At 75.3% G+C, this 24,008-nt stretch carries 20 protein-coding genes; 11 read left to right on the top strand and 9 right to left on the bottom strand.

Annotated elements, in window-relative coordinates:
• Window positions 1–154 precede the first annotated feature (154 nt).
• Genes FB457_RS06355 through FB457_RS06365 form a run of 3 tightly spaced genes read left to right on the top strand, consistent with a single transcriptional unit; the run spans window position 155 to window position 3,836 of the window.
• Complete coding sequence (locus tag FB457_RS06355) at window positions 155–475, top strand: SHOCT domain-containing protein (protein WP_145781124.1); 321 nt, start codon at window positions 155–157, stop codon at window positions 473–475.
• On the top strand, window positions 472–1,284 hold the full coding sequence (locus FB457_RS06360; RefSeq protein WP_145781125.1) for an ABC transporter ATP-binding protein: 813 nt from the start codon (window positions 472–474) through the stop codon (window positions 1,282–1,284). Before FB457_RS06355 ends, FB457_RS06360 begins: the two co-directional genes overlap by 4 nt.
• On the top strand, window positions 1,281–3,836 hold the full coding sequence (locus FB457_RS06365) for an ABC transporter permease (RefSeq protein ID WP_145781127.1): 2,556 nt from the start codon (window positions 1,281–1,283) through the stop codon (window positions 3,834–3,836). Before FB457_RS06360 ends, FB457_RS06365 begins: the two co-directional genes overlap by 4 nt.
• Window positions 3,837–3,901: 65 nt before the next feature.
• Here the strand turns inward: FB457_RS06365 and FB457_RS06370 are convergent, their stop codons facing one another.
• Complete coding sequence (locus FB457_RS06370; RefSeq protein ID WP_047014480.1) at window positions 3,902–4,231, bottom strand: hypothetical protein; 330 nt, start codon at window positions 4,229–4,231, stop codon at window positions 3,902–3,904.
• 151 nt (window positions 4,232–4,382) lie between these two features.
• On the opposite strand from FB457_RS06370, the gene FB457_RS06375 reads away from it, so the two are divergent.
• A complete protein-coding gene (locus FB457_RS06375) occupies window positions 4,383–5,525 on the top strand; it encodes a PLP-dependent cysteine synthase family protein (protein WP_047019715.1) in 1,143 nt (380 codons plus the stop codon).
• 27 nt (window positions 5,526–5,552) lie between these two features.
• Here FB457_RS06375 and FB457_RS06380 read toward each other — a convergent pair whose 3' ends face one another.
• Window positions 5,553–6,374, bottom strand: coding sequence for a DeoR/GlpR family DNA-binding transcription regulator (locus FB457_RS06380; protein ID WP_047014479.1), 822 nt, complete (start codon window positions 6,372–6,374; stop codon window positions 5,553–5,555).
• Window positions 6,375–6,575: 201 nt separating this feature from the next.
• On the opposite strand from FB457_RS06380, the gene FB457_RS06385 reads away from it, so the two are divergent.
• Window positions 6,576–9,041 (top strand): hypothetical protein, encoded by a 2,466-nt coding sequence (locus FB457_RS06385; protein ID WP_047014478.1) that lies wholly within the window; start codon window positions 6,576–6,578, stop codon window positions 9,039–9,041.
• On the opposite strand, the gene FB457_RS06390 is transcribed toward FB457_RS06385, so the two are convergent.
• From FB457_RS06390 to FB457_RS06400, 3 genes are all read right to left on the bottom strand, one after another.
• Complete coding sequence (locus FB457_RS06390; protein ID WP_047014477.1) at window positions 9,011–11,464, bottom strand: right-handed parallel beta-helix repeat-containing protein; 2,454 nt, start codon at window positions 11,462–11,464, stop codon at window positions 9,011–9,013. The genes FB457_RS06385 and FB457_RS06390 overlap by 31 nt on opposite strands.
• A 98-nt stretch (window positions 11,465–11,562) precedes the next feature.
• On the bottom strand, window positions 11,563–12,114 hold the full coding sequence (locus FB457_RS06395; protein WP_145781129.1) for a DUF6643 family protein: 552 nt from the start codon (window positions 12,112–12,114) through the stop codon (window positions 11,563–11,565).
• Window positions 12,115–12,301: 187 nt separating this feature from the next.
• Window positions 12,302–13,456: a glycosyltransferase gene (locus FB457_RS06400; RefSeq protein WP_047014475.1), complete on the bottom strand. Its 1,155-nt coding sequence runs from the start codon at window positions 13,454–13,456 to the stop codon at window positions 12,302–12,304.
• Between the two features lie 309 nt (window positions 13,457–13,765).
• Between FB457_RS06400 and FB457_RS06405 the strand changes: the two genes are divergently transcribed.
• Genes FB457_RS06405 through FB457_RS06415 form a run of 3 tightly spaced genes read left to right on the top strand, consistent with a single transcriptional unit; the run spans window position 13,766 to window position 15,687 of the window.
• On the top strand, window positions 13,766–14,566 hold the full coding sequence (locus tag FB457_RS06405) for a glutamate racemase (RefSeq protein ID WP_186461934.1): 801 nt from the start codon (window positions 13,766–13,768) through the stop codon (window positions 14,564–14,566).
• A 44-nt stretch (window positions 14,567–14,610) separates the two neighbouring features.
• Entirely contained in the window at window positions 14,611–15,141 is a 531-nt protein-coding gene (locus tag FB457_RS06410) for a PH domain-containing protein (protein WP_047014473.1), read from the top strand.
• Window positions 15,142–15,198: 57 nt separating this feature from the next.
• Window positions 15,199–15,687, top strand: coding sequence for an NUDIX hydrolase (locus tag FB457_RS06415; RefSeq protein ID WP_047014472.1), 489 nt, complete (start codon window positions 15,199–15,201; stop codon window positions 15,685–15,687).
• A gap of 86 nt (window positions 15,688–15,773) precedes the next feature.
• Here the strand turns inward: FB457_RS06415 and FB457_RS06420 are convergent, their stop codons facing one another.
• The 4 genes from FB457_RS06420 to dhaK form a co-directional block, all read right to left on the bottom strand.
• Window positions 15,774–16,802 (bottom strand): 2-dehydropantoate 2-reductase, encoded by a 1,029-nt coding sequence (locus tag FB457_RS06420; RefSeq protein WP_486588938.1) that lies wholly within the window; start codon window positions 16,800–16,802, stop codon window positions 15,774–15,776.
• 160 nt (window positions 16,803–16,962) lie between these two features.
• Entirely contained in the window at window positions 16,963–17,367 is a 405-nt protein-coding gene (locus tag FB457_RS06425; RefSeq protein WP_047014470.1) for a PTS-dependent dihydroxyacetone kinase phosphotransferase subunit DhaM, read from the bottom strand.
• Window positions 17,360–17,971 (bottom strand): dihydroxyacetone kinase subunit DhaL, encoded by a 612-nt coding sequence (gene dhaL / locus FB457_RS06430; protein ID WP_047019714.1) that lies wholly within the window; start codon window positions 17,969–17,971, stop codon window positions 17,360–17,362. Before dhaL ends, FB457_RS06425 begins: the two co-directional genes overlap by 8 nt.
• An 89-nt stretch (window positions 17,972–18,060) precedes the next feature.
• On the bottom strand, window positions 18,061–19,053 hold the full coding sequence (gene dhaK, locus FB457_RS06435; RefSeq protein ID WP_047014469.1) for a dihydroxyacetone kinase subunit DhaK: 993 nt from the start codon (window positions 19,051–19,053) through the stop codon (window positions 18,061–18,063).
• Between the two features lie 272 nt (window positions 19,054–19,325).
• Between dhaK and FB457_RS06440 the strand changes: the two genes are divergently transcribed.
• The 3 genes from FB457_RS06440 (at window position 19,326) to FB457_RS06450 (ending at window position 23,851) form a co-directional block, all read left to right on the top strand.
• Window positions 19,326–20,111 carry a class I SAM-dependent methyltransferase gene (locus FB457_RS06440; protein WP_047014468.1) on the top strand — a complete coding sequence of 262 codons (786 nt, stop codon included), beginning with the start codon at window positions 19,326–19,328 and terminating at the stop codon, window positions 20,109–20,111.
• 123 nt (window positions 20,112–20,234) lie between these two features.
• Entirely contained in the window at window positions 20,235–21,149 is a 915-nt protein-coding gene (locus FB457_RS06445; protein WP_145781132.1) for an oxygenase MpaB family protein, read from the top strand.
• 41 nt (window positions 21,150–21,190) lie between these two features.
• Window positions 21,191–23,851: a serine/threonine-protein kinase gene (locus FB457_RS06450; protein WP_145781134.1), complete on the top strand. Its 2,661-nt coding sequence runs from the start codon at window positions 21,191–21,193 to the stop codon at window positions 23,849–23,851.
• Window positions 23,852–24,008: the final 157 nt, after the last annotated feature.

Consider the following 24,008-nt stretch of genomic DNA (forward strand, 5'->3'; position numbering starts at 1 on the left):
CCCCCGCGGACGGCGGCCGGAAGCAGCCGGAGACGGCCCGCATACTCCGCCGGGAGCAGGCCAGGTGCCGCTGGCCGTACGACGACCCGGACCCCCTCCCGGCGGGAGTCTCGATGGTGCCGGCACCACAGAAACCATCGAGGAGTGGAGAACGATGAACACACTGGCGCACTGGAACGACGGCGGACCCGGACCGTGGATCCTGCTCTTCCCGCTCATGTGGGCACTGGTCCTCGGCGGCCTGTTCTTCTTCGTCCGCCGCGTCGTCCGGCGCGGCCGCGGCGCCCCCTGGCAGCGGTTCCGCGGCGGCCCGGGCGGTCCGGGCGGTCCCGGCTACGGCGAGCAGTCGCCGATCGCGGTCCTCGGCCGGCGCTTCGCGGCCGGTGAGATCGACGAGGACGAGTACTGGCGCCGGCTGTCCGTGCTGAACGAGGAGTTCGGCCGCCGCGGCGAAAGCAAGGGCGGTGCGGCATGAGTTCCGCGACCACCGCCCCCGTACGCGCCGGCGCGGCCGCCCGCGTCGTCGACGCGGTGAAGGTCTACGGCAGCGGCGACACCGAGGTCCGGGCGCTCGACGGAGTCGGTGTCGCCTTCCCGGCCGGGCGGTTCACGGCCATCATGGGCCCCTCGGGGTCCGGGAAGTCCACGCTGATGCACTGCGCGGCCGGTCTCGACACGCTCACCGCGGGGGCCGCCTTCATCGGCGACACCGAGCTGGGCGCGCTCGACGACAAGCGGCTGACGATGCTGCGCCGCGACCGGATCGGCTTCGTCTTCCAGGCGTTCAACCTGCTGCCGACGCTGACCGTCGCGGAGAACATCACGCTGCCGATGGACCTCGCGGGCCGCCGCGGCGAGCCCGCCTGGATCGACTCGCTCGTCGACGTGGTCGGCCTGCGCGACCGGCTGCACCACCGGCCCGCCGAGCTGTCCGGCGGCCAGCAGCAGCGCGTCGCCGTGGCCCGCGCCTTCGCCGGCCGCCCCGACGTCGTCTTCGCCGACGAACCCACCGGCAACCTCGACTCGCGCTCCGGCGCCGAGGTCCTGGGCCTGCTCGCCAGCACCGTGCGCGAGCTGGGCCGCACCGTCGTCATGGTCACCCACGACCCGGTCGCCGCGGCCTATGCCGACGAGGTGGTCTTCCTCGCCGACGGCCGGCTCGTCGACCGCATGGCCGCGCCCACCGCGGACCGCGTACTGGACCGCATGCAGCGCTTCGTGGGCGAAAGCCCCCGTACGGCACGTTCCCTGGACACCACCGCGGAGAGGAAGAGCCCGTCATGAGCGGCACCCGCGCGTCGCTGCGGCTGAGCATGGCCGGACTGCGCACGCACAAGCGGCGGTTCGCCGGCACGTTCTTCGCCGTGCTCCTCGGCGTCGCGTTCCTCGGGGGCACCCTCGTCATGGGGGACACCCTCAGGTCCAGCTTCGACGCCATGTTCGGCCGCGCCACCGGCGGTACGGACGCGGTGGTGCGCGGCGACGACATGATCACCACCCCCGGCGAGTCGTTCGGCACCCGCAGGACCGTCCCCACGGAACTGGCGGACGAGATCGCGCGGATGCCGGGCGTCGCCGCGGCCGAGCCCCGCATCGAGGGCCCCGGCCAACTCCTCGGCAAGGACGGCGAGCCGGTGGGCGGCGGGGGCCCTCCGACCCTGGCCGGCAACTGGATCGCCGACGAGGAGCTGAACTCGTACCGGATCGACGAGGGCCGCGCACCCGAGCGCTCCGGTGAGGCGGTGATCAACCGGGGCGCCGCGAAGGACGCCGGCCTGGGCGTCGGCGACACCACGACCGTGCGCACCCCCGACCCGCTCAAGGTGACGATCGTCGGCATCTCCACCTTCGGCGGCGAGGACGGCATGGGTCAGACCAGCTTCACGGCGCTGACCCGGGCCGATGCGGAGAAGTACCTGACCGCCGAGCCCGGCCGGGCCACCAGCATCCAGGTCCGCGCGGACCCGGGAGAGAGCCAGGCCGCGTTGGTCAAGGCGCTGGCCCCGGCGCTGCCCGACGGCATCGAGGCCGTCACCGGGCAGGAGGTCACCGAGGAGAACCAGGACCAGATCGCGGGCCAGTTCCTCAGCGGCTTCACCGCGGGACTGCTCGGCTTCGCGGGCGTGGCCATGCTGGTCGCCACGTTCAGCATCTACAACACCTTCGCGATCGTCGTGGCCCAGCGCACCCGCGACAACGCCCTGCTGCGGGCGCTCGGCGCCACCCGGCGCCAGGTCGTCGGCCAGACCATGGCCGAGGCCCTGGTCGTCGCCGCGCTCGCCTCGCTCGCCGGCCTCACCGGCGGCGTGGGGATCGCGGCGGGGCTCCAGGCGCTCTTCCCTGCGGTCGGATTCCCGTTCCCCGACGGCGACTTGGTGATCAGCGGGCTGTCGCTCGCGCTGCCGTTCGCCACCGGCGTCGTGGTGTGCCTGGCCTCCGCGCTGGCGCCCGCCGTCCGCGCCGGCCGCACGTCGCCGCTGGCGGCGCTCCGCGAGACGGCCGTGGACGACTCGGGCTCCTCCCGGGTACGTGCCCTTGTCGGCGGCGTGCTCACCGCGGCGGGCGCCGTGCTGACGGTGTACGGGGCGTCCTCGGGCCCGTCGGTGATGCTGACGGTCCTCGGCGCGGTCGTCACGCTCGCCGCGTTCGTCGTGCTGGGCCCGGTGGCGTCCTCGTATGCCGTACGGATCCTCGGCGCCCCGCTGCGCCGCATGAACGGCCGCCTGGCCCGCCGCAACGCGCTGCGCAGCCCGAAGCGCACCGCGGCGACGGCGACCGCGCTGATGATCGGCGTCGCCGTGGTGTCGCTGTTCACGGTCTTCGGTGCCTCGCTGAAGTCGACGATGGACCAGACCGTCTCGCGCGCCTTCGCCGGCGACGTGGCCGTGCGGGTGCCGGCGTTCGGGCCGGAGAGCGGCGCGCTGAGCCCGAAGGTCGCCCCGGCGGTGGCGGAGCTGCCGGAGGTGGAGCACGCGCTCGGCCTGGGCAGCGGCGTGGCCCGGGTCGACGGCGACGGCAGGGCGCTGACGGTCACGGATCCCGGGCGGATGGGCGACGTGCTGGACCTCGGCACGGTCCGGGGCAGCCTGACGGATCTGGGCACGGACGGGGTCGCGGTCTCCAGGAGCGAGGCGGACGACCACGGCTGGCAGGTCGGCAGCACGGCGCGGTTCACCTTCACCGACGGGGAGAAGCGGCCGTTCACGGTACGGGCCGTCTACGACCAGGCGGACCTGGCCGGGGACTACGTCCTCACCCGCGAGGCGTGGGAGCCGCACCGCATGCAGGACTCCGACTCAATGGTCGCCGTCGCCTTCAAGGACGGCGTGGCCGAGGCGGACGGCAAGGCGGCGGTGGAGAAGGTCGCCGAGCGGTACGGCAACCCGGAGGTGCAGACGCGCGACGAGTTCGCCGAGTCCTCGGCGGCGGGCGTCGACATGATGCTAACGCTGGTGTACGCGCTCCTGGCGCTCGCCGTGCTCATCGCGCTGCTGGGCATCGCCAACACCCTGACCCTCGCCGTGCACGAGCGGACCCGCGAACTGGGCCTGCTCCGCGCGGTCGGCCAGACCCGGGCGCAGCTCCGCGCGATGGTCCGCTGGGAGTCGGTGCTCGTCGCCGCCTTCGGCACGGCGGGCGGCCTGACGCTCGGCGCGTTCCTCGGCTGGGCCATGACGAAGGCCACGGACTCCTCCGGCGACGGGGTGTTCACGGTGCCGCCGCTGCAGTTGGCGATCGTCGCCCTGGTCGGCCTCACGGCAGGCGCCCTCGCGGCCTGGCGCCCGTCCCGCCGGGCAGCCGGGCTGGACGTCCTGGGCGCGATAGCGACGGAGTGACCGGCGCAGACACGCCGCGACCGGCCCGTCCGGCTCCCCGGGGAGTGGGACGGGCCGTCGTCACGTCAGCCGAAGTCCGGCCTACCGCGGGCGGCGCGTACCGCTTCGAGGAAGCGGCCCGCCGCCTTCTCGCCCGACTCCTCCTGCCAGCCCTGCTCGCCCGTCAGCGTCAGGACGTACTGCCTGCCGTTGACCGACGCCACCGCCCGGTCGCCGCGGCCGAACCACGGGCGGGCCGCGCGCACCTCCTCGACCGGGGCGCTGTCGATCTGGGTGCCGTAGCTGGTCAGCAACTCCAGCCGGCCGTCCTTGATATGCACCTGTCCCGCCCGGGTCAGCGAGCGCAACCAGCGCCCAATCCGAACCCCGCGAGCCGTGTACTCCGTCTCCGCCACGCCGACCCTCCTCGGCTCCCCCACAGCGCTCCCCTGGAGCGATGAGCGCGCATGGGCGGCACCGCCCCGCGACAAGGAGGCGGCACCAGCACTCCTGCCAGTGTGCCCACGACCGGCCGAGGTGGCCAGAGGCCCCGCATATGATCGGGTGGTGACCGCCAGCGCTCAACCCCCGGCCGCCGCGCCCGGCGGCGCCCTCCCCACCCTCGACGTCGACCGCAGCGACCCCGCGGCCCGCGCCTGGCTCAAGGAGGCCGTGCGCAAGGTACAGGCCGACGCCAACCGCACCGCCGACACCCATCTGCTCCGCTTCCCCCTGCCGGAGAGCTGGGGCATCGACCTGTACCTCAAGGACGAGTCCACCCACCCCACCGGCAGTCTCAAGCACCGCCTCGCGCGCTCCCTCTTCCTCTACGGCCTCTGCAACGGCTGGATCCGCCCCGGCAAGCCCGTCATCGAGGCGTCCTCCGGCTCGACCGCCGTCTCCGAGGCGTACTTCGCCGACCTCATCGGCGTCCCCTTCATCGCCGTGATGCCGCGCACCACCAGCAGCGAGAAGGCCCGCCTCATCGAGTTCCACGGCGGCACCTGCCATCTGGTGGACGACCCGCGGACGGTGTACGAGGTGTCCGCCCGGCTCGCCGAGGAGACCGGCGGCCACTACATGGACCAGTTCACCTACGCCGAGCGGGCGACGGACTGGCGCGGCAACAACAACATCGCCGAGTCGATCTACACCCAGCTCCGCCTGGAGCGCTTCCCCGAGCCCGCCTGGATCGTCGCCACCGCGGGCACCGGCGGCACGTCGGCCACCATCGCCCGCTACGTGCGCTACCTCCAGTACGACACCCGCGTCTGCGTCGCCGACCCGGAGAACTCCTGCTTCTTCGCCGGCTGGGAGAGCGGCGATCCCGGCGTCACCGTCGACCGCGGCTCGCGCATCGAGGGCATCGGCCGCCCCCGCATGGAGCCCAGCTTCCTGCCCGCGGCCATCGACCGGATGATGAAGGTCCCCGACGCGGCCACCGTCGCCGCCGTACGCGCCCTGGAGCGGGCCATCGGCCGCCGCGCGGGGGGCTCGACGGGCACCGGGCTGTGGAGCGCGCTGCGGATCGTCGGGGAGATGGTCGCGGCAGGCCGCAACGGCAGCGTCGTCACCCTGATCTGCGACCCGGGCGACCGCTACCTCGACAAGTACTACTCCGACGACTGGCTCGCGGAGCAGGGCCTCGACATCGGCCCGTACGCCGCGCACCTCGACGCCTTCCTCGCCACCGGCCGCTGGAGCTGCTGAGGCCCGGGCGCCCCGCGGCGCCCCGGCTCAGCCCCCCGCCGGCTCCTGCGGCTCGCCCGCGACCACGACCTCCGGCAGGTGCTCCGCCATCTCCGCCCGCGCCTCGGGACGCACCCCCGGGTCCGTCACCAGCGCGTCCACCGCGTCCAGCGAGGCGAAGGAACTCAGGCCCACCGTGCCCCACTTGGTGTGGTCCGCGACCACCACGACGCGCCGCGCCGCCCGCACCAGATGCCGGTTCGTCTCCGCCTCCGCCAGGTTCGGCGTCGAGAGGCCCGCCTGCACCGATATCCCGTGCACACCGATGAACAGCACGTCGAAGTGGAGTGTGCGGATCGCCTGGTCCGTGACCGGGCCGACCAGCGAGTCCGACGGCGTCCGCACCCCGCCGGTGAGCACCACCGTCGCGCCGCGCGCCCCCGGCTGCTGCGCCGCGTAGAACACGTCGGCCACGCGCACCGAGTTGGTCACCACCGTCAGGTCCGGGACCTCCACCAGATGCCGCGCCAGCGCGAACGTCGTCGTCCCGCCGGAGAGCGCGATGGCCGCGCCCGGCGCCACCATCTGCGCCGCCGCGCGGGCGATCTCCTCCTTCGCGCCCGTCTCCCGGGAGGACTTGGCCTCGAAGCCCGGCTCGTGCGTGCTCGCCTCGGCCAGCGGCACCGCGCCGCCGTGCACCTTCTCCACGACCCCCTGGCGCGCCAGCGCGTCGAGGTCGCGCCTGATGGTCATGTCCGAGACGTTCAGCCGGCGCGTCAGCTCGTTCACCCGCACCCCGCCGCGGCGCCGGACCTCGTCCAGGATGAGGGCCCGGCGCTGCTCCGCGAGCAGGTTCTGGTTGTCGCTCACGCCGTACGCCCTTCATCCCGGGGTCGCTTGTCCGTGTCATCCTCCCATGCGGGCAGGTCACACTGCCGCGGATGTGCGCCCGCCGGGAACCCCCGCGTCACGATTCTGCGTCGCCTCCCGCGCGGGAAGCTGCACCGGACGGCCGATCCCGGGATGCTGGACACCGGTAGGGACCGCAGGACGGTACGGGGGGCGAGAGGCATGCAGCCGGAAGCGCTGAGCGCCAAGGGGCGCACACCGCCGGGCGGGACGGGCGGATCCGAGGGCACCGCGCCGCAGCCGGCGCTGGAACTGCTGGTCCACGGCGTCGGCGGGGCCACCCCGCAGGAGATGCTGGGGGACCCGCGCACGGAGCTGGTCACCGGCGACCGCACGGCCGGCATCCACCGCCGGACGGACGACGTGCGGGCGGAGGAACCCGCGGGGGAGCGGCGCGGCGAAGGCGGCGGACCCCGTACCGAGCCGGTGCAGGAGGCGTACTGCTGGTCGAACCTGACCTCGGGCAACGGCGCCCGCGCGCTGTGGCTCGTCCTCCTCCCCTTCATGATCGCCAACCTCGCGCACTGGATGCGCCCCGCCGCCCCGTCCCGGCACGGCGCGCACCGGGCGTACGACGTCCTCGTGCGGATCTTCGCGCTCACGCTCACCGTGCAGCTCGTGCTGGCCGCCGGCGAGGTGACGCTCGACCTGCTGGCCTGGCAGTGCGCGGGCAGCACCCACTGCGTCGCGGACAAGTCCTGGCTCGGCTTCATGTCCGCCGAGTCCGGCGGCTGGTTCGGCGGGCCCGGCCGGCGGCTCGCGCTGGCCGCGCTGGTGCCCGTGCTGCTGACAGCCCTGCTGTGGTGGCTGTCGCGGCGCACCTGGAGCATCTACGAGTCGGCCAAGCCCTCGCCGCGCGCGGGCGCCCCCGGCACCACCGGTGAGCAGCCCGCGCTCTCGCTGCCCGGCTTCTGGTACGGGCGCCGCCTGGTGGCCCGGCTGCGCGCCGCGCACACCGCCACCGGGCTGCTCGCCGTCGCCTCCGCGCTCATCGCCGTCACCGTCGCGGCCGACGACGACACCGGCGGCGGGCTCCGGGCCACCGGCTGGGTCCTCGGCGCCCTGACCGCCGCCGGCTGGATCGCCGTCGTCGCCCTGGTGTGCCGATCGGGCCGTACGGAGGCGGAGCCGGACATGGGAGAGGACCGCCGCGCCGTACGGGCCGTCCCCCTCGCCGCGCTCGCGCTGCTGGCGGCGGTGCTCGTGCACACCGCCTGGTCCCGGCCCGGCTGGGTCTCCACCGGCCGGCTGCCCGGCACGTCGGTCTTCGGCGGCCTCGCCGTGGCGCAGGGCGTGCTCGCCGCCGGGCTCGCGGTCACCGGCCTGCTGCTCCAGCGCCGCGCCACCGGCGAGCCGCCCGCGCTGCGCGGCCTCGGCGGCGCCTGCGTCGCGCTGCTGGCCAGCGCGGTGGCCGGGGTCTTCTCCGGCGGCGTCGCCCAGCGCGTCGCCGACTGGCTGGACCGCGGCGCCACCCCCGGCGAGAACGGCCCGCTCGCGGGACCGCCCGTGGTGCTCTCCTGGCAGGCCACGGCGATACCGCTGATCGCCCTCCTCGTGCTGCTGCTGGCGCTGGCCGGCGGCTGGCGGATGTGGGTGCTGCGCCGCCGGATCGCCACCGAGGTCGCCGGGCTCTACCCCACCGAGCACCGCTACACCGGGGACAACGACCCGCGCACCGGCCGCATCGCGGGCGCCATCGCCCGCGCCCGGCTCACCGACGACGCGCCGCCCGCGCTCGGCGCCGCCGCGCTCGCCACCCTGGTCCTCGGCGCGGGCGCCGTCCTCGGCGCCTGGCTCACCGACGAGGTGCCGGGCAAGGCCGCCCGCGGCGCTCCCGGGCCGCTGCCGGGGCTGGCGCAGACCGGGCAGGCGCTCGGCTCCTGGATGATGGGCGCCGGGGTCATCCTGCTGCTGGCCATGGGCCGGCAGGCGTACCGGGATCCCAAGTCGCGCCGTACCGTCGGGATCCTCTGGGACGTCGGGACCTTCTGGCCGCGCGCCGCCCACCCCTTCGCGCCCCCCTGCTACGCCGAGCGCGCCGTGCCCGACCTCGCCTGGCGGACCAGCACCTGGACCAGCCGCACCGGCGGCTGCCTGGTCATCTCCGGGCACTCCCAGGGCAGCGTGCTCGCCGCCGCCGCGGTCTGGCAGCTCGACCCGGACATCCGCGGCCGGGTCGCGCTGCTGACGTACGGGTCACCGCTGCGCCGGCTCTACGGGCGCTGGTTCCCCGCCTACTTCGGCGACCGGGCGCTGGCGGAACTCGACGACCAGACGCACGCCTGGCGCAACCTGTGGCGGCTGACCGACCCCATCGGCGGCCCGGTGCGGCCCACGCCGCCGGACGGGCGGCCCAGCGACGTCGACCGCAAGCCGCTCAAGGACCCGCTCGCCTTCGAGCGCACGCCGGAACACCCGCTGCCCGCCGCGATCAACGCGCACTCCGACTACCAGGCCGACCCGGCGTTCGCGGTCGAGCGCGCCGAGCTGATCGCCCGCATCTCCGTCGCCCCCGCCGCGCCCGTGGAGGAGTGGCCGCGGCAGGTGCCGCGGCCCGCGGGGGAGCCGGACGCGGAGACCGCGGACGGCGCGGCGGTTCAGGGCAGGACGGGGATGTCGTCCGGGTAGAGGAGCGTCAGTTCGTCGGTCGTGGGGTCCGGAAGCTGGGCCACGCGGCCGGCGTGCCGCTCCACCATCGCCTCGAACGTCTGCCGCGCGGTACGGCCGTTGCCGAAGCCGGCGCCCTTGGGGATCACGGTGAAGTACTTCAGCAGCGCCTCGTCCGTACCGTCACCCAGCCGGTACTCGTGCTCCTCGGCCTGCTGCGTGACTATCCGCAGCAGTTCCTCCGCGGTGTAGTCGCCGAAGGTGATGGTGCGGGAGAAGCGCGAGGCCACCCCGGGGTTGACGGCGAGGAACCGCTCCATCTCCGTCGTGTAGCCGGCGGCGATCACCACGACCGACTCGCGGTGGTCCTCCATCAGCTTCACCAGCGTGTCGATGGCCTCGCGGCCGAAGTCGCGGCCGGAGTCCTCGGGCGCCAGCGCGTACGCCTCGTCGATGAACAGCACGCCGCCGTGGGCGCGTTCGAACGCCTGCTGGGTACGGATCGCGGTCGAGCCGATGTGCTCGCCGACCAGGTCGACCCGGGAGACCTCGACCAGGTGCCCACGCTCCAGCACGCCCAGCGACGAGAGGATCTCGCCGTACATCCGCGCCACGGTCGTCTTGCCGGTGCCGGGGGAGCCGGTGAAGACCAGGTGGCGGCGGACCGAGGCGGCCTTCAGACCCGCCTGCCGGCGCCGCCGGCCGACCTCGATCATGTCGGTGAGCGCCCGCACCTCGCGCTTGACGTTCTCCAGCCCGACCAGCGCGTCCAGTTCCGCCAGCACCTCCCGGGCGGGCCGGGCCGCGGGCTGCGCCTCGGCGGCCGGCCGTACGGCACCCGCCGCGCCCGCCCGCTGCGGCGCGAACGCGCCCAGCAGGCCGTCCGGTTCCGGCTCGGTGCGGGCGGCGGGCACGGTGGGGCGGGCGCTGGCCATCTCCGCGCTCTCGTCGCTCGTGCAGTCCTCCACGACGGGGCCGCCGCCGGAGCCCTCGGGGGCGGACGGGCCCGCGTCCGCGAACTCGTAGCCGCCGCGCGCGCAGCGCTCCGTACGGCAGCGGGTGAGGGCCGAACGGCAGCCGTCGATGACGTGGAAGCCGTACCCCAGGCTCCCGGTGACGCGGCAGCCGGTGAACGAGCCGCGCCCCGCCGCCGAGACGAAGACCCCGGCCTCCGTGGGCGAGGTGATCGTGCAGCCCTCGACCGCCGGGTCGGCGCCCTTGGTGACGATGATCCCCGAGGCGACCGAGTCGACCGTGGTGTCCCGCACATTGCCGCCGCTGCCGTGGTCGCGGAACCACGCGCCGGTCGCCGCGTCCCGGATCCGGCACTGCTCCAGCGCCACCGTGGCGCCGTCGCTCACCGACACCGCCGTGCCGCGGATCTGCGCGAGGTCGGTGTCCGTCGCCTCGACCGACGAGCCGCGGTCGAGGACCACGAGCGCGTCGGGCACGTCGTGCACCCGGCAGGACGTGAACGACGCCGCCGCACCGTCGCTCACCCACACCGCGGGATAGTCGCCGGTGCTGTCGTGGACCTCGCACTGCGCCGCCTCGGCGCGCGTGCCCGCGTCCCACACCGACAGGCCGTTGCGCCCGAACCGGCGCACGGTGACCCGCGCCAGCTTCGCCTGCGCGCGCGAGCGCAGGTCCACGGCGTTCTCCGGGACGTCGTGGACCTCGCAGTCGGTGAGCTTGACGACGGCCTCGGTGTCGAGCGAGATGCCGTCCCCCGAGGTGCGGTGCACCGTGCAGTCCGTCAGCTCCCCGGAGGCGCGGGACGTCAACTGCACGCCGGCGCCCTTGATCTCGTAGACCTCACAGCCCACCGCCTCGACCGTGCTGCCCTCCCCGGTGAGCAGCAGCCCCGCGCCGCCCGCGTGGTGGATGCGGCATTGCGACAGGTGGGCGCTCGAACCGCCGCGCACCGCGATGCCGCTGCGCCCGGCGGCCAGCACCTCGCAGTTCTCCAGCGCGCCGCCGGACCCGTCGGCGAACGTGACCCCCGTGCCGACCGGGTTGTCGACGGCGCAACGGCGGACCGTGGGCCGGGCGTCGCCGCGGACCTCTATGCCCGCGGCGGAGCGGGTGACGACCCGCAGCCCGGTCAGCTCCGGCCGGCCCGACTCGACGAGCACCGCCGGGACCGCCGCGTCCTCCCCTTCGACGTGCAGCCCCTCGACCACCGCGGACGCCCGGACGGTCAGCGCCACGCCGTCGGCCGGTGCGATGCGGACGGAGCCGACCGCGCCGCCCGGACCGCGCAGCGTCACCGCCCGCTCCAGCACGACATTCTCCCGGTACGTGCCCGGGGCCAGCGAGAGCACGTCGCCGTCGCCCGCGGCCTCCAGGGCCGCCGCGAGCGACCCGTACTCCCCGGTGCGCCGGCGCCATCGCCCGGTCCTTACGGAGCCGGTGTGCGTGACCTGGACGGAGCCCTGTGCCATGTCCTGCTCTGCCCCCACCTCGTGCGTCGGCTTGGCTGAGGCACCACCGTAGCGCGCGCGGCGAGGTCGGCCGGCCACTGTTCAGGGCCGGCCGGTGCTCAGTAGCGCTGTCCGTCCTGGTAGTACGGCCTGGCGTACTGATCCGCATACGTCTGCGGGGACGCCGGCCGGGCGGGCTGGGCCGGCTGCGGCGGCGCGGGCCGCGGGGCGACGGGGCGCATCGCCTCGTACCCCGGGGGCGCCGGCTGCTGCTGCGGGCGCGGCTGTTGCGGCTGGGGGCGCTGCTGCTCGTACCCCTGGTCCCAGCGGGCGGGCTGGGGCTGCTGCGGGACGAACGGCTGCGGCGGGGCCGGCTGGGGCGCGGCCTGGTGGCCGTACACCGTCGGCTGCGGGGTGTGCACGAGGTGCGTCCCGTGCGGCTGGTGGGGGTGCGGCGCGGGAGCGGGCGCGGGTGTCGGCACCGGGGCGGGCGGCAGGGCGGCGCGGGGCGCGGGCAGGGCCGGCAGATGAGGGCCGGAGTCGTACGAAGGGACCCGGATCGGGGCGATCTGGGGAGTACCCCGCTCTTCGACCAGACTGTCGTAGATCGGGGTGTCGGGGAAGGCAGGCGCGGCATAGTAGCCACTGCCGTACGGGCGGGGGGAGGTCATACCCCATAAGTTAAGCCCACGATGTGGTCGTTGGGGAGACCGATAAGAAGGTTGTTTTGCGGGTTCCAAGTGACCGACCCTTGTCAATGCGTGTCAACGCGGGCAAATCTCGCTTCTCGACGTGTTGAGATTCTGTAAAGAGCAGGTGGACGGGAGGAGTTGGGCTACTCGTACGTACGCGTGCGGTTCACGCATACGTACGCCCCTTCCACGCGGCCCCCTTGCCGCGGTGGTGCCGTACGGCCGAATCCACCGTCATGAGCAGATACAGCCCCGCCGTGAACGGCAGCAGCGCGGCGGCCCACGGCGGCTGTCCGTAGTACCGCAGCACGGGCAGGTACGTCCCCGCCATCACCGCCCACGCGAGCGCCCCCGCGACGGCGACGGCGGGGGCGCCGCCCAGCAGCCCGGCGGCCACCGCCAGCGGCGGCACGAGGTACACCAGCGCGAGCCCGCCCACGGCGGCGGCCAGCAGCAGCGGGCTGTGCCGGAGTTGGGCGTACGCACTGCGCGAGACCATCCCCCACAGCCCGGCGAGCCGCGGGTACGGCCGTACGCTGTCGACCCGTTCGGCGAGCCCCAGCCAGATCCGGCCGCCGGTGCGCTTCACCTCCCGCGCCACGGACACGTCGTCGATGAGCGCGCCGCGCACCGCCTCGGGGATCCCCGCCCGGCGGGCGGCGTCGGCCCTGAGCAGCACGCAGCCGCCGGCCGCGGCGGCGGTCCTGCCGCCGGCGCGGTTGACCCAGCGGAACGGGTAGAGCTGGGCGAAGAAGTACACGAACGCCGGCACGACCAGCCGCTCCCAGCCGGTGGCGGTACGCAGCCGGGCCATCTGCGACACGAGGTCGTACCCCCCGGCCTCGGCGGCGGCGACCAACTCCCGCAGGCTCTCGGGCCGGTGGGCGATGTCGGCGTCGGTGAGCAGCAGATACTCGGCGTCGGCCCGGTACGCCTGCCCGATCCCGTGCCGCAGCGCCCAGAGCTTCCCGGTCCACCCCTCCGGGGGCTCACCGGGGGAGGAGACGGTGAGCGGAAGGGCGCGGTCCCCGGCCTTCTCCGCGAGCGCACGGGCGGTCTCGGCGGTGCCGTCGGTGCTGCCGTCGTCGACGAGGAACACGCGGGCCTCTCCCGGATACGCCTGCGCCAGCAGGGAGGGCAGGCTGTCGGGCAGTACGGCGGCCTCGTCCCGCGCGGGCACGACGACCGCCACGGAGGGCCACTGCGCGGGCGGCGGCCGCAACGGCAACCGCACGTCGGTCCGCCAGAAGAGCCCCTGCCCGAGCAGCAGCCAGCCCCAGGCGGCGAGCGAAAACAGGACGATCCACGCCAGAAGAGTCACGGCCCAAGTCTCCCGCGGCACCGCTCGCCGGGCGAGCACCACGGGGCGGGTCGCGGCGGACGCGGTGCGGCAGCGGGGGACAAAGGGCGCACGGCGCCACTCTGCGCTCCGGCCTGACCCGGAGGACCCGATTCGCCCCCGCGCCACGCGGCCGCCGGTCGCACCGCCGCCCTTGCTTCGCCGTCCACCGCGGGCCGCCGCATCACTCGCCCGCCGGGTCCGCACGCCGTCGGCGGGGGCGCGATCGGGGCGGCTCCACCCCGTGTGACCGTGGTCCGCCTCCCTGCCGGAGGCACTAAAGTGACCGGCGTGAAGATCGCGCTTGTGGATTCCGGGCTCGGGCTTCTGCCCGCCGCCGCCGCCGTGCGGCGGTTGCGGCCCGATGCCGAGCTCGTGCTCTCCTCCGACCCCGACGGCATGCCCTGGGGCCCCCGGGAGCCCCGGGACCTGGGGGAGCGGGTGCTCGCGTGTGCGCGGGCCGCCGCCGCGTACGGGCCCGACGCGCTCGTCGTCGCCTGCAACACCGCCTCCGTGCACGCCCTGCCCGCACTCCGCGCCGAGCTGGAGCCCGCGCTGCCCGTCGTCGGCACCGTGCCCGCCGTGAAGCCCGCCGCCGCAGGCGGCGGGCCGCTGGCGGTCTGGGCGACGCCCGCCACCACCGGCAGCGAGTACCAGCGCCGGCTGCTCCGCGACTTCGCCGGCGGTGCCACCGCCGCCGAGGTGCCCTGCCCCGGCCTCGCCGACGCCGTCGAGCACGGCGACGAGGCCGCCGTCGACGCCGCCATCGCCGCGGCCGCCGCCCGCACCCCCCGCGACGTCACCGCCGTGGTCCTCGGCTGCACCCACTACGAGCTCGTCGGCGAACGCATCCGCGCCGCCGTCCGGCAGCCCGCCGCACCGCCCCCCGCGCTGTACGGCTCCGCCGGCGCCGTCGCCGGGCAGGTGCTGCGCCGTATCGGCGCCGCCCCCGGCCCCGCCGCGGCGCCCTCCGGCGAGCTCACCGTCCTCCTCTCCGGCCGCCCCGGCGCCCTGCCGCCCGCCGCCCTCGGGTACGCGGAGGGGCGGCTGCTGGCGGGCACTCCGGCCCGCTCCGGGGCCGTACCCGGATAGCCGCCGCACTGCCGCCGCCGCCCGGCAGGCGTACCCTCGGGGGTATGAAGGACGACCGCCCCCGTGTGTGGACCGGGCGGGCCACGAGCCGTGTGCAGTGGCTTCTCGCCCTGATCGGCGCTGCCTGCATGGCCCTCGGCATCGAGCTGGCCGTCGCCGCGCCCTGGACCGGCGGGCTCGCCCCGCTGGTCATGTCCGTCGTCGGCTGCATCGCCGCGGGACTGCTCGTCCTGGCCGGCACCCTCGCCTTCGTGCACGTGGCGGTGAGCGTCGACGACCAGGCCCTGGAGATCCGCTGCGGCCACTTCGGGCTGCCGCGCCGCCGCATCCCGCTGACCGAGGTGATCGCCGCCGACTTCGAGCCCCGCGTCACGCCCCGCCACTGGGGCGGCTGGGGCTACCGCTGGCGCCCCGGCAAGGGCACCGCCGTGGTCGTGCGCCGCGGCGAGGGACTGGTGCTGCGGCTCGCGAACGACCACGACTTCACGATCACCGTCGACAACGCGGAAGAGGCCGTGCGCGCCATCCGCGGCCGCCTGCGCCACCCCCTCACCGGCGGCACCGCCGAGGCGTAGTCCGCCGGTCACACGGCGTTTCCCGGCCGCCCGCGGGGCCCGTTTACGCTTACGGCCATGGCGACACCCGACTTCATCCGCGAGCTGCGCGCGACCGCCGGCCAGCAACTGCTCCTCCTCCCCGGCATCAGCGCCGTCGTCGTCGACGACGGCCGGGTGCTGCTCCACCGCCGCGCCGACACGGGCCGGTGGAGCATCATCGGCGGCATCCCGGAGCCGGGCGAGCAGCCGGCGCAGACGGCGGTCCGCGAGGTGCGCGAGGAGACGGGCGTCGTGTGCACGGTGGAGCGGGTCGTGGGCGTCGAGGCGCTGGACCCGATCCAGTACCCGAACGGCGACAAGTGCCAGTTCATGGACATCACGCTGCGCTGCCGCGCGACGGGCGGCGAGGCCCGGGTCAACGACGACGAGGGGCTGGAGGTCGGCTGGTTCGCCCCGGACGCGCTGCCGCCGGACCTGGAGGACTTCGCCCGCCACCGGATCCGGCTGGCGCTCGCGGACGGCCCGACGTGGTTCGCGGAGGCGGCGGCGACACCGGGCGCGTAGATCCGCGTAGAACGCTGCCCACGCCCCTCAGCCGCTTCAGGCCGCCCTCCGAGCCCTTATCCCAGCTCTCCGCGCCCTCACCGCTCTCAGCCCCCGGCGCCGCCCGTCACCGCCGTCAGCTCCGCGAGCAGCTCCGGGCCGCTCCAGTGGCGCCGCTCGCCCGGCTTGCTGGACTCCGCCTCCAGGATCAGCTCAGCGAGCCGCGCGTTCGCCGGTGCCCGCAGGCCGTGGCGCGCCGCCAGCCCCATCACCTCGCCCTGCAGCGTGTCGATCTCCGTGGGGCGGCCCTGCTGGAGGTCGGCCCACATCGACGAGCGGGCCTGTTCGTCCACGCGCAGCGTCGCCGCCGCCAGCCGGCGGAAGAGCCAGTCGGGCAGGCGCAGGACCAGCGGCATGAGGCCCGGCGGCACCGGGCCCAGGCGGGCGGGGGCCAGGTTCGCCGCGCGGAAGGAGGCCAGCGCCTCGCGCTGGCAGAGCGCCAGGCAGGCGCGGTACGCGCGCTGCCCCAACTGCTCCCGCAGCGGCAGCCCGGAGAGCGCGTTGATCGCGTTGTTGAGGTTCATCAGCAGCTTCGCGTGCTGGACGTCGGGCATGTCGTCGCGCTGCTCGATCTCCAGCCCCGCCTGCGTCATCGCCACCACCAGCGGTGCCGAGCGCTCGCCCCCGTCGACCATCAGCACGCCCGCCGTCCCCTGGTGGAACACGCCGGGGGCCGCCTGCACCACGTTGTACGGGACCATGCCCGTGACCACCGCCCGCCCCGGCAGTCCCTGGCTCAGCACCGCCGGGTTGCGCAGCCCGTTCTGGAAGCTGACGACCGTCGCGCCGGGGGCCAGGTGCCCGGCCAGTTCGCGGGCGGCCTGGGCGGTGGCCGCGGACTTCACGGTGACCAGGACGTAGTCCGCCCCCGCGGCGGCCTGCGCCCCGGTCGCCAGGCGTATCTCGGCCGGTGCGACGCGGCGGTCCGCCCGCCCGCCGCCGGTCAGCAGCAGGCCGCGGGAGCGCAGTACGTCCATCGCCGCCGGCCGGCCGACTAAGGTCACGTCGGCCACTTCCGCCAGCATGCCGCCCAGATGGCAGCCGATGCTGCCCGCGCCGAACACGGCTATCTTCACGGTCCCGCCCCTTCGTTCCCGGCCGCGCCTCCGCGCGCACGCCGGCGCCGCTACTACCATCGACTGCCTTCCCCGCCGCGAGCGCTCCCATCCGCCACCGCCGACGGGATCCCGCGGCACACGTCTGCCCCGGCCGCCCCAGGGGCCGCCGCGGGCCCGCTCAGACCTTCCGGTACCCGTACGCCTCCTGCGCCGCCGCCTCCACCGCGTCCAGGTCCGCCCCCGTCGACGCCGTGACCACCGCCGCCACCGCGCCCTCCACGAACGGCGCGTCCAGCAGCCGCGCTCCCGCCGGCAACTCCTCGTTCTCCACCAGCGACTTCACCGTCAGCACCGCGCTTCCCAGGTCCACCAGCAGCCCGACGCCCGCGCCCCGGTCCGCCGCCCGCGCCGCCACCGCGATGCGGTCCGCGTCCGTGCCGAAGCCGCCGTCCGCCGTGCCGCCCGCGTACCCGACGGCCACGGTGTCCACGCCCGCCAGCGCCACCGCCATCCGGGCCACCGACTCGGCGACCGCGGCGCTGTGCGACACGAGCACGAGGCCGACCAGGGGGCCCTCAGCCACCGGACACCGCCTCCACGGTGTCGGCCAGCGCGCCGACCAGCAGTGCCGACGACGTCGCACCCGGGTCCTGGTGGCCGATGCTGCGCTCGCCGAGGTACGAGGCCCGGCCCTTGCGGGCCCGCAGCGGGATGGTGTCCTCCGCGCCCTTGTCGGCCGCCGCGTGCGCCGCGCCGTAGCCGTCGCCGAGCGCCGCCACGGCCGGGGTCAGCGCGTCGAGCATCGTCTTGTCGCCGGGCGCCGCGCCGCCGAGCTTGGCGACCGCGCCCACCCCCTCGTCCAGCGCCGCGCGCAGCGCCGCGTCCGTGACCTCGGCGTCGTCGCCGAGGGCCTTGCCGGTGGCGCGCAGCAGCGTGCCGTACAGCGGTCCTGAGGCGCCGCCGACCTTCGAGATCAACTGCCGTCCGGAGAGCACCAGCACCGCACCCGGCGTCTGCGGCGGCTCCTCCTCCAGCGCCGCGCGCACGGCGGTGAAGCCGCGCTTCAGGTTGGCGCCGTGGTCGGCGTCGCCGATCGCCGAGTCCAGCTCGGTGAGGCGGTCGGCCTCCCGGTCGACGGCCGCCGCGGTGGTGAGCATCCAGCGGCGGAAGAATTCCGCGTCGAGCACGTGCCGCATCCCTTCTCGTACCTGCTTCTGCACACTCCGTCGGACCTGCCGCCACGGGACCGGTGTGCGGGCCCCCGTACCGCGGGACCTCACATCCCCCAGCGCAGTCCCGGCGTCCGCACGGGCGCGTCCCAGAGCCGCAGCAGCTCCTCGTCCGCCTGGCACAGCGTCAGCGAGACCCCCGCCATGTCCAGCGACGTCACATAGTTCCCGACGAGCGTACGGGCCGACGACACGCCCCGCTCCGTCAGCGCCCGCTGCACCTCCGCGTTGAAGCCGTACAGCTCGATCAGCGGGGTCGCGCCCATGCCGTTGACCAGCGCCAGCACCGGTCCTGAGGGCCGCAGGTCCTCCAGTACGGCGTCCACGGTCACGTCCGCGATCTCGCGCGACGTCATCATCGGCCGCCGCTCGCGACCCGGTTCGCCGTGGATGCCGATGCCCAGCTCCAGCTCGCCGTCCGGCAGGTCGAACGTGGGGCTGCCCTTGGCCGGCGTCGTGACCGCGCTCAGTGCGATGCCGAAGCTGCGTGAGGACTCCGCGACCTTGCGGGCCAGCGCCTCCACCCGCTCCAGCGGCGCGCCCTCGTCGGCCGCCGCCCCGGCGATCTTCTCGACGAACAGCGTCGCGCCGACACCGCGCCGGCCCGCCGTGTAGAGGCTGTCGGTCACCGCCACGTCGTCGTCCACGAGCACCTTCGCGACCTGGATGCCCTCGTCCTGGACGAGGTCGGCGGCCATGTCGAAGTTCAGCACGTCGCCGGTGTAGTTCTTCACGATGAACAGCACGCCCCGGCCGGCGTCCACGGCCGCCGCGGCGCGCGTCATCTGGTCGGGGACGGGCGAGGTGAAGATCTCGCCGGCGCACGCCGCGTCCAGCATCCCGGGGCCGACGAAGCCGGCGTGCAGCGGCTCGTGCCCCGAGCCGCCGCCGGAGACCAGGCCGACCTTGTCGGTGACGGGCGCGTCCCGCCGCACCACCACCCGGTTCTCGACGTCGACCGTCAGATCGGGGTGGGCGGCGGACATGCCGCGCAGGGCGTCCGGCACCACGGTCTCCGGCACGTTGATGAGCATTCGCATGGGTACCTCCGGTGGCGTTCGCGCCTGGTGACGATCGGCTCTGGCTTGCCCAGTATCACGGCAGCGGCGGTCCCGGTCACTCCCTGGGCAGGCGTCGGAGGTACACCCGTACGGGAGGTTCGGCGGCCGTCGCCCGAACGGACGCTCGTCGGTGCGGCCCGCTTGCGCATGCGTGTTCGGCACCTAGACTCTGCGGCCACCGTCCGGCCCGTACGACTGACGTCCTTCATCCGTCCCACGATCGTTCCACCGCAGTTCACCAGGGGTGCACCTTGCCGCGGAAGAACCTGACAGCAAACCGGACAACCCTCACCCACCGCGTCCGCTACGCCGCCCGCCACCCGGACCGCGTCCCCCGCTACCTCGCCCGCGCCGGCCGTGATGCCTGGCTGCGGCTGCGCCACCCCCGCGACCACGTCGCGTACTACCGCGCCGTGATGCGCTCCGACTCCGCCGCCGACCCGGAGGCGGCCGTGGGCAGCAAGTCGCACGACCGCTGGCTGGCGCTGGGCAAGATGCAGTTCGACTACCTCGTGGAGCACGGTCTGCGGCCGGGCGACCCCATGCTGGAGATCGGCTGCGGCAACCTGCGGGCCGGCTGGCGCTTCATCGACTACCTGGAGCGCGGCCGCTACTACGGCCTGGACATCTCCCCGGACATCCTCTTCGCCGCCCAGGACACCATCGTGCGGCACGACCTGCAGGACAAGCTGCCGCGCCTGACGCCCGTACGCGACCTGACCTTCGCCTTCCTCCCGGCCGCGCACTTCCGCGTCGTCCACGCGCACAGCGTCTTCTCGCACTCCCCGCCGGGCGTCATCGACGAGTGCCTCGCGCACGTCGGCCGCGTGCTGCGGCCCGACGGCTGGTTCGACTTCACCTTCGACCGTACGGAGACCGAGGAACACCACGTGCTGCGGGAGGACTTCTACTACCGCACCGAGACCCTGGTGGCGCTCGCGGAGAAGCATGGGCTGCGGGCGGAGTTCATGGCGGACTGGGAGAAGCTGCCGCACGGCCAGTCCAAGATCCGCGTACGCCCCCCGGCCGCCGCCTGACCCCTCCTACCCCTGTCGCCCGTACGAACCGGGCCGGGACCCGAACTCCGGCGTGCGCGCCCGGCGGGTGACAATGGATCCGGCGCACGGCGGGCGCCCGCGCGCCGTTGGGGAGGGGTCCGTATGGGCGAGCCCGACGGAAAACCGGATCCGGGGCTGTTCGGGCCCGCGTCCGTGACCTGGCAGGTGCACAGCGACCCGGTGATGTGGATCGCCGGAGTCCGCGCGCTCTACCTCCAGGCGCTGCACCCGCGCGCCGTCCGCGGCGTCATGCAGAACTCCGACTTCCGCGCCGACGCCTGGGGCCGGCTCATGCGCACCGCCGCCTTCGTCGGCACCGTCACCTACGCCGCCGCCCCCGCCGCGGAACGCGCCGGCGCGCGCGTGCGGGGCATCCACCGCCGGCTGCGCGCCGTCGACCCCGCGACCGGCGAGAGCTACCGCGTGGACGAGCCCGCGCTGCTGCTCTGGGTGCACTGCGCCGAGGTCGGCTCCTACCTCGACGTCGCCCGCCGCTCCGGCCTGACGATCCCCGACGCGTACGCCGACGCCTACCTACGCGAACAGCGCACCGCCGCCCGCCTCGTCGGCCTCGACCCGGTCACCGTCCCCGGCGACACCGCCGCCCTCGCCGCGTACTTCTCCGACGCGGCCCCAGAACTGGCCGCCACCCCCGAGGCCGCCGACGTCGACGACTTCCTGCGCCGCCCGCCCGTCAACGCGCTCCTCGTCCCCGCCCGCCGCCTGCTCTGGCGCCGGGTCGCCGGCCTCGCGTACGCCACGCTGCCGCCGATCGCGCACGAACTCTACGGCCGCCCCGCGCCCCCGCCCGCCGTGGTCGACCGCAGGCTGCGCGCGACCGCCGCGCTGCTGCGCGCCGTCCCCGCCGGGCTGCGCTGGCGGCTCCCGCCGCGAAACATACTGAAAGCCATGGACCGCCTCGGTCCCGCATCGCGGCCCTCGCCTTCCACGCTCGTACGAACGGCAGCCATACTGGACGAGTCGGGGGATATGGCCACGGGTAACAGCCACGAGTGACGACGAGGCGGCGGCAGCGACAGCGGGGGCGGCAGGGGGAGATGGCGGAGACCAGGCTGATCCACGGCCGCTACCGGCTGCTCGAACTCCTCGGCCGCGGCGGCATGGGCGAGGTCTGGCAGGCCCGCGACGAGTCCCTGGGCCGCCGCGTGGCCGTCAAGTGCCTGAAGCCCGCGGGCCAGCACCGCCAAGGGCACCCGCTGGCCACGGCGATACAGGAACGCTTCCGTCGCGAGGCCCGCGTCGCGGCGCTGCTCCAGCACCGCGGCGTCACCGTCGTGCACGACTTCGGCGAGGACGAGGGCGTGCTGTACCTCGTCATGGAGCTGCTGCAGGGCCGCAACCTCAGCCAGTTGCTGGAGGCGGGCGGGCACCGGCCGCTGCCGGTCGGGGAGATCATCGACATCGCGGAGCAGGTCGCGGCGGCGCTCGCGTACACCCATGACCAGGGGGTCGTGCACCGGGACCTGAAGCCCGCGAACATCATGCGCCTCGGCGACGGCACGGTGAAGATCCTCGACTTCGGCATCGCCCGCCTCGCGCACGACATCGGCTTCACCTCGCGCCTGACCGGCGCGGGGGGCATGGCCATGGGCACGCCGCACTACATGTCGCCGGAGCAGATCTCCGGCGGCGGGGGCATCGACCACCGCAGCGACCTGTATTCGCTGGGCTGCGTGCTGTACGAACTCGCCACCGGCGGCCCTCCGTTCGACATGGACGACGCCTGGGCGATCCTCGTCGGCCACCGCGACACCCCGCCGGAACCGCTGCGCACGCACCGCCCGGAGATCCCGGAGCCGCTGGAGCGGGTGGTGCTCGACCTGCTGGCGAAGGCCCCGGAGGACAGGCCCGCGAACGCGGGCGAGTTGTCGGCGCGGCTGCGCGGGAGCCGCGCGGCGGCGGAGGCCGCGGGCCGGGGCAACGGGGCGGGGCAGGGGAGCGGGGAGCACGGAAGCCGCCGGGAGAGCGGGGAGGAGGGACAGGCCCGGGAGAAGGGCGCGACCCCGGGGGAGAGCCGCGGGAGCGGTGAGGCCGGGTCGCCGGCGTGGACGGCCGGCCTCACGGCGGGCGCCCGCTCCGTACGCGCGCCCCGCGCGACCCCGGCGCACGGCCGCCCGGAGGACGCGCTGCTACGCACCTGGCCCCCGACGAACGGCACGTCCCCGCCCACGTGGCCGGAGCGGGGCACCGGCCCGGGCATCCCCACGAACGGCACCTACGGCCCGGGCCCGGGTGGGGCGTACGGCGGGCCCGCGGCCGGTGCCGGTCCCTCCAGCGATCCCGCCCACGGCTCCGCCGCGGCGCACCACCCGGGCGGCGCCCCCGGCGCCGGACACGGCCCCGGCGCGCCCGCGCCCGGTTCCGGTGGCGCTCACGGCCCCGGCGGGCGGTACGGATCCGGCGGCGCCGTGAGCGTGCACGGACCCCTCCCCGACGGCTCCGGTGCCCCCACCGGGCATCACCCCTTCTCCCACGCGCCCCCGTCCTTCCACACCCCGCCCCACTCCACCCACCCGCCGCACCCCTACGCGCCGCCCACCGCCCAGCCCGGCCGGCCCTCCACCCCCCAGCACGTCCTCGACGCCTTCGCCGGGCGCCACGACGCCGCCGTCAGCCTCGCCCGCCTCGGCCGGTGGGAGGAAGCCGCCGCCGCCCACCGCGCCCTCGCCGCCGAACGTGCAGCCGCGCTCGGCGGCGACCACCCCGACACCCTCTCCTCCCGCCACCAGACCGGCCTGTGCCTCGCCCGGCTGGGCCGCACGGCCGAGGCGCTGGAGGAGTTCAGGACCGCCGCCGCGGGCAGGGAGCGGCGGCTCGGCCGGGAGCACGTCGACACGCTCGCCGTCCGGCAGGAGACCGCGTACGCCCTCGGGCAACTCAACCGGCACGCCGAGGCGCTGGAGGTCTACGGCGGAGTGCTCGCGGACCGCGAGCGGACCATGGGCTACGAACACCCCGACACCCTGCGCTGCCGCCACAACCTCGCGTACACGCTCAGCCGCCTCGGCCGCTACGAGGAGTCCTACCGCGTCGCCAGCGAGGTCACCGCCGTCCGCACCCGCGTGCTCGGCGCCGACCACCCCGACACCCTCGTCACCCGCTACGAGGTCGGCCACGCACTCGGCAGCCTCGGCCACTGGGAGCAGGCCCTCGCGACGTACCGCGAGGTCGCCGCCGCCCGCGCCACCACCCTCGGCCGCGACCACCCCGACACCCAGGCAGCTCGCTACGAGGCGGGCATCTGCCTGGGCCGCCTCGGCCGCCACGAGGAAGCCCTCGGCCACTACGAGACCCTCATCGCCGACCGCACCCAGACCCTCGGCACCCGCCACCCCGAGACGCTCCGCGCCCGCCACATCCGCTGCGTCACCCTCGGCCGCCTCGGCCGCTGGCAGGAGGCCCTGACGGAGGCCCGCGAGGTCACGGCGGTACGCGAACGGGCCCTCGGCCCCGAGCACGCCGACACCCTCGCGGGCCGCCGCGAGATCGCCGTCGCGCTGGGCTGGCTGAACCGCTGGGCGGAGGCGCTGACCGTCCACCGCGAGGTCGCCCGCGCCCGCGAACGCACCCTCGGCGCGGCCCACTCGGAGACCCTGTCGAGCCGCCACGACGAGGCCCACTGCCTGGAGCAACTGGGCCGCACGGCGGAGGCGGCGGGGGTCTACCGCCTGGCGGCCTCCCGCCGCGCGTCGGGCTGAGACAGGCAGCCGGCGGTACGGAAGCGGGCATGGGGCAGGCGCGGCCCCCCGGCCGCGGGCGCTGCGGCGGCCGTCCGCGGCGGCTGCGCGCTGGGCCACGGCGGACGACCCCCTGCGCGGTCCTCCGCGCAGTGACCCTCACGCCGCATGCCTCACC

It is taken from the genome of Streptomyces sp. CNZ287 (assembly GCF_007827615.1).

Excerpts from the sequence above, each read along its gene's own strand:
- FB457_RS06415 (WP_047014472.1), top strand. The coding sequence starts at position 15,199 with ATGGCGACACCCGACTTCATCCGCGAGCTGCGCGCGACCGCCGGCCAG.
- FB457_RS06410 (WP_047014473.1), top strand. The coding sequence starts at position 14,611 with ATGAAGGACGACCGCCCCCGTGTGTGGACCGGGCGGGCCACGAGCCGT.
- FB457_RS06360 (WP_145781125.1), top strand. The coding sequence starts at position 472 with ATGAGTTCCGCGACCACCGCCCCCGTACGCGCCGGCGCGGCCGCCCGC.
- dhaK (WP_047014469.1), bottom strand. The coding sequence starts at position 19,053 with ATGCGAATGCTCATCAACGTGCCGGAGACCGTGGTGCCGGACGCCCTG.
- FB457_RS06395 (WP_145781129.1), bottom strand. The coding sequence starts at position 12,114 with ATGACCTCCCCCCGCCCGTACGGCAGTGGCTACTATGCCGCGCCTGCC.
- FB457_RS06445 (WP_145781132.1), top strand. The coding sequence starts at position 20,235 with ATGGGCGAGCCCGACGGAAAACCGGATCCGGGGCTGTTCGGGCCCGCG.
- FB457_RS06385 (WP_047014478.1), top strand. The coding sequence starts at position 6,576 with ATGCAGCCGGAAGCGCTGAGCGCCAAGGGGCGCACACCGCCGGGCGGG.
- FB457_RS06355 (WP_145781124.1), top strand. The coding sequence starts at position 155 with ATGAACACACTGGCGCACTGGAACGACGGCGGACCCGGACCGTGGATC.
- FB457_RS06450 (WP_145781134.1), top strand. The coding sequence starts at position 21,191 with ATGGCGGAGACCAGGCTGATCCACGGCCGCTACCGGCTGCTCGAACTC.
- FB457_RS06390 (WP_047014477.1), bottom strand. The coding sequence starts at position 11,464 with ATGGCACAGGGCTCCGTCCAGGTCACGCACACCGGCTCCGTAAGGACC.
- FB457_RS06365 (WP_145781127.1), top strand. The coding sequence starts at position 1,281 with ATGAGCGGCACCCGCGCGTCGCTGCGGCTGAGCATGGCCGGACTGCGC.